Raw genomic sequence first — 13,537 nt, forward strand, 5'->3', positions numbered from 1 at the left:
CCCCGCCTAGAAAGGAATCAATCGTCAACTTCGGGGAGAAGGTTCGATGGACATCGATCAGAACAGGCTCAACGACTTCCTGCAGCGCTTCGTCGGCGACCTCGGTGCGGTGATGGCGGCCGGGAGCATCGTCGTGGGCGACCGGCTCGGCCTCTACAAGGCGCTGGCCGACAAGCCGCAGCGTCCGGAGGAACTCGCCCAGCGCACCGGAACCGCCCCGCGTTACGTCGAGGAATGGCTGCGGGGGCAGGCCGCCGGCGGGTACGTCGAGTACGACCAGGACTCGGAGACCTACTCGCTCTCCGCCGAGCAGGCCTTCGCGCTGACCGACCCCGACGGGCCGCTGTTCATGCCGGGCGCCTTCGAGCTCGCCGTCGCGGCGCTGCGCGCAGAGCCGCAGATCACCGAGGCGTTCCGTACGGGCGACGGGTTCGGCTGGCACGAGCATGACGCCGGGGTGTTCAGCGGCTGCGAGCGGTTCTTCCGGCCCGGGTACAGCGCGGGTCTGATCCCCCAATGGCTGCCGGCCCTGGACGGCGTCGAGGCCAAGCTGAAGACCGGCGGCCGGGTCGCGGACGTCGGCTGCGGGCTGGGCGCCTCCACCATCATCATGGCCAACGCCTACCCGCGCTCGGAGTTCACGGGCTCGGACTACCACGAGGGCTCGGTCGTCCAGGCACGCTCGCGGGCCGCCGACGCGGGCTGCGCCGGCCGGACGGTCTTCGAGGTCGCCTCCTCCCAGACCTTCACCGGCGGACCGTACGACCTGGTCACGACGTTCGACTGCCTGCACGACATGGGCGACCCGCGCGACGCCGCCCGGCACATCCGCGAGTCACTGGCGCCGGACGGCACCTGGATGATCGTCGAGCCGTTCGCCGGGGACAGCACCGCCGACAACCTCAACCCGGTCGGCCGGGTCTACTACTCCTTCTCCACCTTCCTGTGCGTTCCCAACGCGCTCTCCCAGGACGGGGGCTACTCGCTCGGGGCGCAGGCCGGTGAGCAGCCGATCCGCCGGCTCGTCACCGAGGCCGGCTTCACGCGCTTCCGCCGCGTCGCCGACACGCCGTTCAACATCGTGTACGAGGCCCGTCCCTAACCGCCCCGCAGGTTGACTCGTGGCGTGTTCGCCCTTCCAGAGCTGCAAGCAGGCGAACACGCCACGAGTCAACGGTCGGTGAGGGTGGCGTCGGCCCATTCGCGTAGGCGGTGCAGGTGAGGGTCAGGGGGTGCGGTGACGATGCGGGGGGTGCCGATGGCGACCTCTCCGCCGGTTCCGTCGATGGTGATGAGGGTGCCTTCCGGGACGGTACGGCCTGCGACTCGTACACAGGCCGAGGCGGCGTCGACGGTGAGGTCCGCGGCCCCCACGACGGCGGGCTTGCCCATGGCTCGCGCGACGACGGCGGCGTGGCTGGCGGGCCCGCCACTGGCCGTGAGGATCCCTGCTGCGGCGGCCAGACCGTGCATGTCGAGTGGGGATGTCTGTGGCCGTACCAGGACGACCGGGCCATCGGCCGCCATCCGGGCCGCCTGATCGGCCGTGGTCGCCACCCTGCCGGTCGCGACCCCTGGGCAGGCGCCCAGCCCTCGGGTGAGGATGTCGAGGGACTCGGAGATCTCTATTCGCGGCGTGTCGGTGTACTGGAGATCCTTCGGCGAGACCCGGAGGAGCGCCTCGCGGCGGCTGATGACGCCCTCGTCGGCCAGGTCGACGGCGACGCGGACGGCTGCGCGCCCGACGAGACCGCCGGTTCGGACCTGCAGGAGCCACAGTTCGCCGGACTCGTAGGTGAACTCCACGTAGCACGCGTCGCGGTAGTGCTCCTCGATCCGGTTCATGGCTTGCAGGAGGCCTGCCCACACTGCCGGTTCCCGTTCGGCCAATTCGGGTAGCGGCCGGGTCATCGACCTTCCGGAGACGACGTCTTCGCCCTGGCGGCCGAAAAGGACCTCCCCGAACGGAGCGCGTTCACCGGTGTTGGGATCGCGGCTGAAAGCGACGCCGGTGCCGCTGCGGTCGTCGCGATTCCCGAACACCATGGCCTGTACGGTGACGGCCGTCCCGAGGTCGTGCGGGATGCCGTTCAGTTCGCGGTAGGTCCTGGCGCGCGGTGTGTCCCACGATGAGAACACGGACCTGATCGCCGCTTCCAATTGCCGCATCGGGTCGTCCGGGACGGGTTCGCCGGCTCGTTCGCGGATGAGGGCCTCAACGGCGCGGATCGCATCGGTGGGGTTCTTCTCCTCGCGCGTGGCGGCTTCCAGCATTTCCGGTGCCAGGCCGATGACCGCGGAGGCGTAGCCGGTGAGGAAGCGCAGGCGCGAGTCGAGCGCGAACCGCACGTCCCCTGTATCGGCCGCGAGTTGTGCCGTGGTCGCGGTGGTGAGGCCGAGGTTGAGGATCGTGTCCATCATGCCGGGCATCGACACGCTGCCGCCTGAGCGGACGGACACCGCGAGCGGGCGTTCTGGACCGCCGAGCCGCCGTCGCGTGGTGGTCTGGAGAGTGGAGACGGCAGCCGCCAGTTCGGCGGTGAGGCCATCGGGAAACCGGCCGGCACGGAGGAAGGCGCGGCAGGCCGCCGTGCTGATGACGAATCCCGGGGGTACAGGGAGTTCGAGACGCCGCAATACGACGAGGCCGTGCCCTTTGCCGCCAAGAACGCTCGGCGTTTCCTCGTTCGATGTCTCCTCGACCGCCGGCGAGAGCGGGTGAATCCAGGTCATCGATTTCCCCGGTTCAGTGTCGGGTGAGCCCGAGGGTGGCGAGCACGTCTTCGTGAAGCTGGAACCACACGGTGTGGTACGACTCGAAACCGTCCGTCACGTAATCCAGGGCACCGGATCTGGCGAGCGTGAGCGCGTTGGTGAGACGGATCCGGTAGCGCTGGAATCGGGGGATCGCAGCGGCCAGATCCGCGCAGACGAGATCGGCGCGCCGGTGGAGGTCCGCGAACTTGTCCAGGACCAGGCAGTCATAGGCGAGGTCGGTGTGGTCGTTCGCTGTGAAGGCACCGCCGGTGGATCGCAACTGCCACGCCGTACAGAGATCGAGCAGTTCCGGGTTGAGGACGAGGAAGTCCTCGTACGCCTTGGCCACCGGGATCCGGGCTCTGGAAGCGTCCAGTTCGGCGGAGATGCGCTCGGCGTCCGCCGTACGGCCGGCCTCGGTGAGGCTCCAGCCGCCGAAGTCGCCCGGAACGTGCGTGACGAGACCGGCCACCGCGAGATCGATCAGCTCGGATTCCACATCGGGCTCGGGGAGACCCGTCGCCGCGGACACGCGGGCGAGGCCGGCGGCTCCGATGCAGCGAAGGGCGTGCAGCGCCGGATGCTGGGCGACGCGGGTCATCGTCCGGCCTCGCCGGTTCGCGCCGTGGTCGTTTCGCCGGCGATCGCCACGGCGTAGGCGGCCCCTCGTCCATGGGCTCGGGCGAAGATCCTGCCCGCCTGGACGCGCACGGCCGCCTCGGTGGAGTCGCCCACGTCCGGGATGCCGATGGCCGACGCGATGGCGGCGCCGTCGTCGAGGACGAGGTGCGGGGCCGGCCAGGAGTCCTCCGGGACGACGCGTCGCAGGCAGCTGGTGATGTCGCCGATCCTGAGCCGTACGAGTCGTCCGACCTCGGCGGGGTCGCTCGTCACCACGGCCACGGTGATCCGGTCGCCGGGACGTGCCGCGCGGACGGCCTCCTCGGCCGCCTCGAGCCGGCCGGTGCCGAGGACGGCGATCACGCCGTCGGGCTCGAAGCCGACCGGGCGGCCGGTGATGTGATCGGTCATCTCCGCCGGCGGCTCCCAGTCGTCCTGGACGAGGTGTGCGGGCGTGATGTAGGGCAGGTGCGGCGGGTTCCAGGTGTCGGCGAGGTCGAGGCCGGCCAGGTGCCGGCAGGCGCGGGCCAGGTCGAACGGGTCGCCGAATCCGGGCGCCGTATCGGCCAGGTGATCCGCTCCGTTCACGAGCGTGAGGGCCAGTTCGGCGAGGCGCACCCGTCGTGCCTCCTGCGGTTCGCGTGACTCCAGCGCGAGCGCGAGCAGCAGCGCCTCCAGCCGGGTGACCTGAGCGAGCGCGGTACGTCCCGGCTCGTCCTCGAACAGTCCGGCGAGCGAGCGCGGTTGCGGCTTCTGCCCGGAGGGCGTGTCGCTCGTCAGCGGCAGGCGTTCCAGCCAGATGCGGGCGAACGCGCCCAGGGTGTCGGCCAGGCCGGGTGACGGAGCCGCCCCGCCCGTGCCCGTGTCTGCGCCCGTGTCTGTGCCTGCGTGCTCGATCGAGTCGGTCAGGATCGCCAGGTAGAGCGCGCGCTTGCTGGGGAAGTTGGAGTACACCGCGCCTCGGGTCAGCTCGGCCCGTTCCGCGATGCGGTCGACCTTGGCGTCGGTGTAACCGCGCTCGGCGAACTCCTCCCGGGCCGCGGCCAGTACGGCCGCTCGGGTGCGCTCCTGCTGCTGGGCCCGGGTCAGCCTGGCCATCGCGACTCCTCGCTACCTGAAAACCGCTACCTGAGAACCGATCCACCTGAAAATCGATCCACCTGACACCGGTCTCCGAATCCCGATATCTCGAACACTCAGATGTTTATATCATCTGAGTGTGTGGCCTCGGGAATCAGACGCCGGCGAGGGGAGCGTTGTACGAGATCAGGGCCGTGTCCGTGCCATCGACGCGGAGTTCGGTGATGGCGCAGTTGCCTACCTGGGGGAACAGTGCCCGGTAGCGCGCGGGCGCGATGCCGATCAGTTCGCAGAGCGTCAGCCGCAGCAGGGTGTTGTGCGCGACCACGAGGACGCGTCCTCCTCCGTGACGGGAGGCGATGCGGCGCAGGGCCGTCGCGCCTCGGACGGCGGCCTTGCCGGGGTTCTCGCCACCAGGGAACGCTCCGGTCACCGGATCGGCGCGGAACGCGGCGACCTCGGCGGGCGGCATCTCGGCGAGGGTACGGCCTTCCGCCGAGCCGAAGTCGACTTCGGTCAGGTCGCCGTCCACGGTGACCGGCAGGCCGAGGGCCGTGGCGGCGGGCGCCGCGGTCGCCCTCGCCCGCTTGAGCGGGGAGGCCCAGACCGCGTCGAGTGCGGCGGTCTTGGCCCAGACTCCGAGGCGTTCGGCCTGCTCCCGCCCCGTGGCGGTGAGGGCGATGTCGCTGACGCCCGCGTAGCGGTTCTCGGCGTGCCACACGGTCTGCCCGTGCCGTGCCAGGAAGAGTGTCGTGCTCATTGCCCCGTCATCCTCATTGCCCCGTCATCCATGCTCTCGTGCGTAGGCGGCCACCTCGGAGGGAAGCCAGCCGCGCTGTTCCAGTTCGTCCAGAAGGCGGTGGAACGGCTCGGTGAACCGTTCCATCCCGCCTGGGCGAGGCTCTATGACCGTGCGGACGCGCACCATCGATTCCGCGACATCCGCGAGCGTTCCGTCGCCGCTCGTTCCGGCCCCGCTCGACCCGTTCCCACTCGTTCCGTTCCTGCTTGTCCCGTTCCTGCTCGTCCCATCCCAGTCCGTCCCGTACGCGGCGAGCACGGCCATGCCGAGGGCGGCGTCGGCGTGCTCGGGGACGCGGGCCTCGCGGCCGAGGATGTCGGCGCGGAGCCGGTTCCAGTACGCGCTGCGGGTCGCGCCTCCGGTGAACGTGATCGGCCCCTCGACCACTGCCCCGAGCTGCCGCACGTACGCGAGAGCCAGCCGTTCGATGAGCGCGATGCCCTGGAGGTACGCGGCGTGCCGGTCGCCCTCGCCGGAGGGGGTGCCCAGCAGGAACCCCTCGGCCTGGGGCGCGAGGAACGGGAACCGCTCGCCGGGGGAGACCAGCGGGTAGGCCAGTGCTCCGGACGGCTCGTGGTGCGAGGCCAGCTCGTCCAGGCGGGGGAGGTCTCCGGACAGGACGCCCGCGCCGACGCTGGAGGCGCCGCCGGGCAGCCACGCGCAGTCGGGGGCACGGTGGCTGTACATGACGCCGGCCGGGTCGCGGATCGGTGTCGCGGTCACGCCCTTGAGGACGAGCGTCGTCCCGAGCACCGAGTTCCAGTGGCCGAGGCGGAGGGCGCCCGAGCCGAGCTGGGCGGCGCAGCCGTCGGTCATGCCGGCGACGACCGGGATGCCCTGCGGCAGGCCGGTCGCCTCGGCGGCGCCCGCCCCCACCTTGCCGAGGACGGTGCCCGGGCGGACGACCTCGGGGAACAGGGACGCGGGCAGGCCGAGTCGTTCGTGCACCTCGCACGGCCACGTCTCGGACTGGAGGTCGTAGCCGGTCTTGAGGGCGTGGCTGGAGTCGGTGGCGGCAGGTGCGCCGGTGAGCCGGGCGACGATGAAGTCGGCCTGGTGCGCGATGCGGGCGTGGCCGAGGTCGAGGGCGGCGGGACGTTCGCGCGCGAGCCACAGCACCTTGGCGAGGGCCCATGACGGCTGGATGCGGAGGCCGAGACGGTCCCACAGCTCGGCCCCGGCATCCTGGGCGGCGCGGGCCTGGTCGGGCGCCCTGCCGTCGTCGTACATGAGGCCCTCGGTCAGCGGCTCGCCGTCCGGCCCGGTCAGCAGGACCGTTCCGGAGGTGCTGCAGACGGCCACGCCGCGTACGGCGGCGGGCGGCACCTCCGCGAGGGCGGCGCGGGTGGCCAGCGTGACGGCGGTCCACCAGCCGGCGGGGCTCTGCTCGTGGCGCGGGCCCTCGCGCCGCCCGGTCAGCGGCGCCGTGCCGCGCCCGGCGACGTGGCCCGTGGCGGTCACGGCGAGCGCGCGGACCCCCTGGGTACCGACGTCGATGCCGACCCAGACGGCGTCTGGGGACCCCTCTGCCACGATATGACCCCTTTGATTTCGCGCTAAGTCTTGTGAACTTACAATATCCAAGCGTTATCTTGTCGAGCCCACCGGGCGCCGAAAGCCGAGCTTGCCCAGTCTGTACAGGGGGTTGACGGGATGGTGGCCGATGTTACAAGCTTCGGGACGTGGGCAACCGAAGTGTTACCAGTGCGGCCCGCCGTGTCGCCTCTCGCGCCGCCTGGTCTCCGTCGATCACCGGTCGTGCGGTGCACCGTCACGGGAGGATCGAAGCATGACCCACGATGACAGCAGCGGCCGCCGGGGACCCGAGCGCCGCCGGCACGACATCGCCGACCACGTGCTCTCCGCGGGCTCGGTCACCGCCGCCGATCTCGCCGAGCGCTTCGGCGTGAGCCTCATGACGATCCACCGCGACCTCGACGAGCTCGAACGCCAGGGCATCGTCCGCAAGTACCGCGGCGGCGTCACGGCCCAGCCGTCCGGCGTGTTCGAGAGCAACGTCGCGTACCGGATGAAGTCGATGCGCACCGCCAAGGACGCCATCGCCGAGCGGGCCGTCGCGCTGATCGAGCCGGGCATGGCGGTGATGCTGGACGACTCCACCACGACGCTCGCGCTGGCCCGCCGGCTGGCGGGGATCACGCCGCTGACCGTCATCACCAACTTCCGCGAGGCGATCAACCTGCTCGCGAGCGAGCGCGACATCCGGCTGATGGCGCTCGGCGGCGACTACGACCCGCTGCACGACTCGTTCCTCGGGGTGGCCTGCGTGGACGCGATCGGGGCCCTGAACGTGGACCTGTGCTTCGTGTCCACCTCCGCTGTCTCGGGCGGCTTCGCCTACCACCAGGAGCAGCACATCGTGTCGGTCAAGCGGGCCATGCTCGGCGCCGCCGCCCGCAACGTACTGCTGATCGACCATTCCAAGCTCAACCGCGTGGCGCTGCACCGGGTGGCGCCGCTCTCGGTGTTCGACCGCGTCATCGTCGACGACGGCGCCGGCGCCGAGGCACTGCGCGACCTCGACGAACAGAAGGTGACCTACGAGATGGCGACGACATGAGGGTGCTGGCCGCGGGGGACCTCTTCGTGCTCCCGGCACTGCTGGACGAGGCGCTGCGCGCCGAGCTCGGCGCCGCCGCCGACGTACGGCCGCTGGAGCTGCCCTGGCCGGTGACCCCGTTCGGGCCGGTGGCCGAGGTGGACGAGGCGTCCGGTACGGAGGACTCGCTGATCGAGGCGCTGGACGGCGTCCGGGCGTGCGTCACGCAGATGGCGCCGATCACCGCGAAGGTCCTGGAGAACGCGCCCGACCTGGAACTCGTCGCGGTCGCGCGGGGCGGGCCGATCAACGTGAACGTCGAGGCCGCCACGGCGCACGGCGTCCAGGTCTGCTACGCCCCCGGCCGCAACGCGACCGCCACCGCCGAGTACACGGTCGGCCTGCTGCTGGCCGCGCTCCGGCGCATCCCCGAGACGCACGCGGCGCTCGCCCAGCGGGGCGAGTGGGGCGGGCGCTACTACACCTACGACGCCACCGGCCTTGAGCTGGAGGGCACCACGGTCGGGCTCGTCGGCGGCGGCGCCGTCGGAAGCCGTGTCGCGCGCATCCTCACCGGCTTCGGCGCCGACGTCCAGGTGTACGACCCGTACCTCTCAGACAGCGGAGCCACCGCCGCCCCGGGGGCGACCCCCCACACCCCCCGGGTCGGCTTCGCCTCCAGCAGTGTCGCCCGTGGGGGGGCGACCCCCCACACCCCCCGGGTCGGCTTCGCCTCCAGTTTGGACGAGCTGCTCCGCCGCTCCAAGATCGTCTCGCTGCACGCCCGGCTCACCCCCGAGACGCGCGGGCTGATCGGGGCCCGGGAGATCGGCCTCATGCCGTCCGGCTCGGTGCTGATCAACTGCGCCCGCGGACCGCTGCTGGACCAGGACGCGCTGTGCGACGCGCTGGAGTCGGGCCACCTGCTGGCGGCCGGGCTCGACACGTTCGCCGAGGAGCCACCGCCGCCCGGCGCGCGGGTGTTCTCCGTGCCGGGCCTGGTCATGACCCCCCACCTGGGCGGCGCGAGCCGCGCCGTCGCGGAGAAGGCGGCCCGGATCGTCGCGGCCGAGGTCGGCCGCCTGCACCGGGGCGAGCCGCTCGCCCACTGCCTCAACCCCCATCGCCTCAACCCCCATCGCCTCAACCCCTCCTGAGCGAACGGAGGCCACGATGTTCATCGGAATCGACGTTGGCACGTCCGTGGTCAAGGCCGCGGCCTTCGACGCGACCGGCCGGGTACTGGCCGTCGAGTCGCGGCCCTCGCGGACGCGCGCCCAGGACGGCCGCGCCGAGCAGGACCCGGACGAGGTCGCCGGTGCCGTCGCGGAGGTGCTCGGCGCGATCACCGCCCGGTACCCCGATCCCGTCGCGGCCGGGCTGACCGGCCAGGGCGACGGGGTCTGGCTGATCGACGGAGACGCCCGCCCCGTCCGTCCCGCGATCACGTGGATGGACGCACGGGCCGGCGACATCGTGGCCGAATGGGCGGCGAACGGCGTCGCGGAGACGGTGTTCCGGCGTACGGGCAACGCCCTGTTTCCCGGCTGCCCGGCGCCCGTGCTGGCCTGGCTCGACCGGCACGAGCCCGCATCCTTGGACGCCGCCACGACCGCCGCGTACTGCAAGGACATGGTCTTCCAGCGGCTGACCGGTGTGCGCGGCACCGACGTGAGCGACGCGTCCGTGCCGTTCCTGGACCCCCGGACCCGCGCGTACGACGCCGAGGCGCTCGCCGCCTGCGGGCTCACCCACCGCGCCGGCCTGCTCGCGCCCGTCGCCGAGCCGAGGCCCGAGGGGGCCGTGCTCGCGGGACACCCGCTGCCGGCGGGGCTTCCGATCACCGCCGGGCCGTTCGACGTGCCCGCCTGCGCGCTCGGGGCGGGGGTGACCGAGCCGGGCGACGGGTTGCTGATCATCGGGACGACGCTGGCCTGCCTGGCGGTGATCGACGAGCCCCGGCTGGACGGCGAGCCGACCGGGTTCCACTTCGCCACCGGGCGGCGCGACCGCTGGCTGCGCGGGATGCCCGCGATGGTCGGCACGGCCGCGCTCGACTGGGTGCTCGGCGCGGTCGGCGCCGCCCATCGCGACCTGGACGACCTGCTCGCCGCGTCCCCGCCGGGCGCGCGCGGCGTACGGGTGCTGCCGTTCTTCTCGCCTTCGGGGGAACGGGCGCCGTTCGTCGAGCCCGCGGCCCGCGCCGAGATCACCGGCGTCAGCCTGGAGACCACCACCGCCGACCTCGTCCGGGCGACCTGCGAGGGGATCGCCTACGCGGCGCGGCACTGCCTGACGGCCGCCGGCCTGTCCGGTGAGCTGGCCGTGGCGGGCGGCGGGACGCGGAGCGAGTCCTGGCTGGGGCTGTTCGCCGACGTGCTGGGCCGCCCGCTGAGGGTCGCGGCGGAGGAGGCCGGGGCGCGCGGCGCCGTACTGGCCGCCGGGCATGGTCTGGACGCGGCCGAATGGACGCGCCCCGCCGGGATCCGCGATCCGGACGCCTCCCGCGTCGCCTTCTACGAGGAGGAGTACATGGCCTATCGGGACCGGGTCGCGGACGCGCGAGAACGCTGGCACGACAGTTCATAACGGCACGCCATGTTCTTAACCCACGATTTTATCTCACGCGGCTCGCCTCACCCGACTTATCCCATGCGGCGGTTTATCTCTGCGGCTTATCTCGTACGGCTCACTCATCCGGCAATTCCGCCGGACGACATTCGGGATGGGCCCGTACAGCCCGCTTGACCTCACGTGATGGTTCGGATGACGGCTATCGCGGTGCGCCTTTAGAGGGTCGCTTCGGCGTGCGCCGAGAACGGACGAACCGCCATCGAAGTGGTCACGTCCAGCGTCTTGACACCTGATCGGGCACCTCCTACTCTCAACTTCACTCTCAAGTTCACGTTAATTGCCGTTAAGTTCTCATTTGTTTCGTTGATATTCAGATCGGAGTGGGTCGGTGACCGGTTCCCCGAGCGCGACGCTGGCGCCCTACGGGCTCCGCTGCGACCATCGCGTCGAGCCGCTGGGCCTCGACGCGGCCGCCCCCCTGCTCGCCTGGCGGCTGGCCTCCGGCCGGCGCGGCGACGCGCCCGCCGCGTACCGGGTGCGGGTGCGCACCGAGGGCGATGTCCAGGTCTGGGACTCCGGCAAGGTCACCGATCCGGCGGCGGTCGAGGCGCTCTACGCGGGCGAGCCGCTGCTGCCCCGTACCCGCTACCACTGGACGGTCACCGTCACCGCCGAGGACGGCGCGACGGGCGAGGCGGAGTCGTGGTTCGAGACCGGGATGGGGACGGGGCACGAGCCCGCCTGGACGGCGTCGTGGATCACGCATGACACGACGGCGCTCGACGTGGTGGACGCCCCCGAGGAGGGCGAGCTGGCCCTCGTCGATCACGGGCTCCAGCCGGCGATCCGGCTGCGGCGCGCGTTCGAGGCGCCCGCCGTACCGGTCCGCGCGCGGCTCTACGCCACCGCCCGCGGCCTGTACGAGATGCGCGTCAACGGCGCCCGCGTCGGCGACGCCGAGCTGGCCCCCGGCTGGACCGACTACCGCGACCGGATCGACTACCAGGCCTACGATGTCACCGCGCTGCTGCGCGAGGGCGGCAACGTGCTCGCCGCGACCCTCGCGGACGGCTGGTGGAGCGGCTTCGTCGGCTTCGACCCGCGCCGCGCCGGCGCCCATTACGGAACGTTCCCGGAACTACTGGCCGAGCTGCACCTCGACTACGCCGACGGCGCCACCGAGGTCATCGCCACCGGGGACGGCTGGCACACCGCCCGTTCGCCCATCCGGTACGCCGACCTGCTGATGGGGGAGTGTCACGACCTCCGCCGCGAGACCCCGGGCTGGGATCGTCCAGGCACGGGCACGGGCACGGGTGAGGACGGAGACGGGGGCGCAGCGCTGGACGGCTGGCTTCCGGCCGAGGTCACCGGCACTGACCACTCCCTGCTCACCGCGTCGGTCGCGCAGCCCGTACGCGCCGTACAGGAGCTGGCCCCCGCGTCCATCACCCGTCTCGCCGAGGGGCGCCACCTCGTCGACTTCGGGCAGAACTTCTCCGGCCGCGTACGGCTCACCGCACGCGGCCTGACCGCCGGCGACCGGATCGTGATCCGGCACGGCGAGGCCTTGGACGAGGACGGTCGGCTCTACACCGACAACCTGCGTACGGCCGCCGCGACGGACGTGCTCATCGCGGGCGACGCCGCCGAGGCAGTCTTCGAGCCGCGCTTCACGTACCACGGCTTCCGCTACGCCGAGGTGAGCGGTCTCGACACGCTCGGCGAAGGCGACGTCACGGGTGTCGTCCTGCACAGCGACACACCCTGGGCGGGCGAGTTCTCCTGCTCGGACCCTGACATCGAGCGGCTGCACCACAACATCGCCTGGGGCCAGCGGTCCAACTTCGTCAGCGTCCCCACCGACTGCCCGCAGCGCGACGAGCGGCTCGGCTGGCTCGCCGACGCCCAGGTGTTCCTGGCGACGGCCTGCCTCAACGCGGACGTCGCGGCCTTCTTCGACGGCTGGCTGCGCGACGTGCGATTCGCCCAGTCGGCGGAGGGCGGCTTCACCAACGTGGCGCCGAGGCTGGCCGGTGTCGCCGACGAGGGCGCTCCCGGCTGGGGCGACGCGGGCGTGCTGGTGCCCTGGCACCTCTACACCGTGTACGGCGACGAGCGCGTCCTGGCCGACAACCTCGACGCCATGTGCGCCTGGGTGGACTTCCTTCACCGGAACAACCCGGATCTGGTGTGGAGCCGCCGCGTCGGCCCGCACTTCGCCGACTGGCTCTCGCTCACCCCGACCCCGCGCGATGTCGTCGGCACCGCGTACTTCGCCCGCAGCGCCGAGCTGACCGCGCGCGCCGCCGAGGTCCTGGGCCGCCGCGAGGTGGCCCAGCGGTACGGGTCACTCGCCGAGCACGTCCGCAAGACGTTCGGTGAACGGTTCGTGACCTCGGACGGCAGGATCGAGGGCGACACCCAGACCGCGTACCTGCTGGCCCTGGCGTTCGACCTGCTGCCCGCCGCGCTCGTACCGCGCGCCGTCGAGCGCCTGGTCGAGCTCGTCGAGGCCGAGGGGCCCGGTCTGACCACGGGGTTCCTCGGGGTGGGGCTGATCGCGCCCGTGCTGGACGAGCACGGCCACGCCGACCTCGCGCACGCCCTGCTGCGCCGTACCGAGGCACCGTCCTGGCTTCACCCGCTGCGGCACGGCGCCACCACGATCTGGGAGCGCTGGGACGGCTACACCGACGAGCGCGGGTTCCAGGCCGCCGCGATGAACTCGTTCAACCACTACGCGCTCGGCTCGGTCGGCGAATGGCTCTACCAGGGCGTCGCTGGCCTCGGCCAGGCACCCGGCTCGGCCGGGTACCGCGAGCTGCTGATCCGTCCCCGTCCCGGCGATCTGTCGGCGGCGAGCGCGTCCTACGAGTCGGTGCGCGGCACCGTGCGCACCGCCTGGACGCGCGAGGGCGGGGAGTTCCGGCTCCAGGTGACGGTGCCGCCCGGAGCGTCCGCCACCATCCTCGTTCCCACCCCGGATCCGGACGGAGTACGAGAGGGCGGCGTCCCCCTGGCCGAAGCGCCAGGAGTGCAGACCCTCGGCACAGAACTCATCAGCACGGGGCCTGGAGCGCTCCGCTGCCACGTGACATCGGGGGAGTACCGCTTCACCGCGGAAGCCCATTGACCACCGT

10 protein-coding genes are annotated in these 13,537 nt (G+C 72.0%); 5 read left to right on the top strand and 5 right to left on the bottom strand.

The window, feature by feature from the left end:
- Positions 1 to 46 precede the first annotated feature (46 nt).
- A complete protein-coding gene (locus ACH34Q_RS21585) occupies positions 47 to 1,102 on the top strand; it encodes a class I SAM-dependent methyltransferase (protein ID WP_395984803.1) in 1,056 nt (351 codons plus the stop codon).
- Positions 1,103 to 1,170: 68 nt separating this feature from the next.
- Here ACH34Q_RS21585 and ACH34Q_RS21590 read toward each other — a convergent pair whose 3' ends face one another.
- The 5 genes from ACH34Q_RS21590 to ACH34Q_RS21610 form a co-directional block, all read right to left on the bottom strand.
- Positions 1,171 to 2,733: a pyruvate, phosphate dikinase gene (locus tag ACH34Q_RS21590; RefSeq protein ID WP_395984804.1), complete on the bottom strand. Its 1,563-nt coding sequence runs from the start codon at positions 2,731 to 2,733 to the stop codon at positions 1,171 to 1,173.
- A 13-nt stretch (positions 2,734 to 2,746) separates the two neighbouring features.
- Positions 2,747 to 3,358: a transcriptional regulator gene (locus ACH34Q_RS21595; protein ID WP_395984805.1), complete on the bottom strand. Its 612-nt coding sequence runs from the start codon at positions 3,356 to 3,358 to the stop codon at positions 2,747 to 2,749.
- Complete coding sequence (locus tag ACH34Q_RS21600; RefSeq protein ID WP_395984806.1) at positions 3,355 to 4,476, bottom strand: TetR/AcrR family transcriptional regulator; 1,122 nt, start codon at positions 4,474 to 4,476, stop codon at positions 3,355 to 3,357. The genes ACH34Q_RS21595 and ACH34Q_RS21600 overlap by 4 nt, the downstream gene beginning before the upstream one ends.
- Positions 4,477 to 4,612: 136 nt before the next feature.
- A complete protein-coding gene (locus tag ACH34Q_RS21605; protein WP_395984807.1) occupies positions 4,613 to 5,218 on the bottom strand; it encodes a histidine phosphatase family protein in 606 nt (201 codons plus the stop codon).
- Positions 5,219 to 5,242: 24 nt separating this feature from the next.
- Positions 5,243 to 6,793 (bottom strand): FGGY-family carbohydrate kinase, encoded by a 1,551-nt coding sequence (locus ACH34Q_RS21610; protein WP_395984808.1) that lies wholly within the window; start codon positions 6,791 to 6,793, stop codon positions 5,243 to 5,245.
- Between the two features lie 256 nt (positions 6,794 to 7,049).
- On the opposite strand from ACH34Q_RS21610, the gene ACH34Q_RS21615 reads away from it, so the two are divergent.
- The 4 genes from ACH34Q_RS21615 (at position 7,050) to ACH34Q_RS21630 (ending at position 13,530) form a co-directional block, all read left to right on the top strand.
- Complete coding sequence (locus ACH34Q_RS21615; RefSeq protein ID WP_395984809.1) at positions 7,050 to 7,841, top strand: DeoR/GlpR family DNA-binding transcription regulator; 792 nt, start codon at positions 7,050 to 7,052, stop codon at positions 7,839 to 7,841.
- Complete coding sequence (locus ACH34Q_RS21620) at positions 7,838 to 8,977, top strand: NAD(P)-dependent oxidoreductase (protein ID WP_395984810.1); 1,140 nt, start codon at positions 7,838 to 7,840, stop codon at positions 8,975 to 8,977. Before ACH34Q_RS21615 ends, ACH34Q_RS21620 begins: the two co-directional genes overlap by 4 nt.
- 16 nt (positions 8,978 to 8,993) lie before the next feature.
- Positions 8,994 to 10,409 (top strand): FGGY family carbohydrate kinase, encoded by a 1,416-nt coding sequence (locus ACH34Q_RS21625; protein WP_395984811.1) that lies wholly within the window; start codon positions 8,994 to 8,996, stop codon positions 10,407 to 10,409.
- A gap of 373 nt (positions 10,410 to 10,782) precedes the next feature.
- A complete protein-coding gene (locus tag ACH34Q_RS21630; RefSeq protein WP_395984812.1) occupies positions 10,783 to 13,530 on the top strand; it encodes a family 78 glycoside hydrolase catalytic domain in 2,748 nt (915 codons plus the stop codon).
- Positions 13,531 to 13,537 lie beyond the last annotated feature (7 nt).

It is taken from the genome of Actinomadura sp. 9N407 (assembly GCF_044326315.1).
Taxonomy (GTDB): domain Bacteria; phylum Actinomycetota; class Actinomycetes; order Streptosporangiales; family Streptosporangiaceae; genus Spirillospora.